This window comes from Clostridium boliviensis (assembly GCF_033342255.1).
GTDB classification, from domain to species: Bacteria; Bacillota; Clostridia; order Lachnospirales; family Lachnospiraceae; genus Lacrimispora; species Lacrimispora boliviensis.
This window is the reverse complement of record NZ_JAWONS010000061.1, coordinates 1-214: the sequence shown is the minus strand read 5'-3', so window position 1 is coordinate 214 and position 214 is coordinate 1. Positions and strand designations below refer to the sequence as shown.

Sequence of the window (214 nt, the reverse complement as noted above, 5' to 3'; positions counted from 1 at the left end):
TCTCATATTCCCCCAGCCCGCAATACGGGAAGCCTTCCAACGTACAGGTGATGTTTTTTTCTACAACAAAATCAACTGCTTTTTTTACTTCATCCATAATTTCAAAATAATGCGGTGTAACTTGATGAAAATTTTTGAATTCCTTACCTGCTGGATTAATAGCGGCTATGTTTATATGCTGCACTCCCAACCTTATTGCCATACTTTTTTTTTT

Annotated in this window: 1 pseudogene; it reads right to left on the bottom strand. The window is 36.4% G+C overall.

Annotated features, from left to right (window positions below):
- A pseudogene (locus RZO55_RS02765) lies at positions 1 to 214 on the bottom strand (radical SAM protein); the annotation flags it as partial.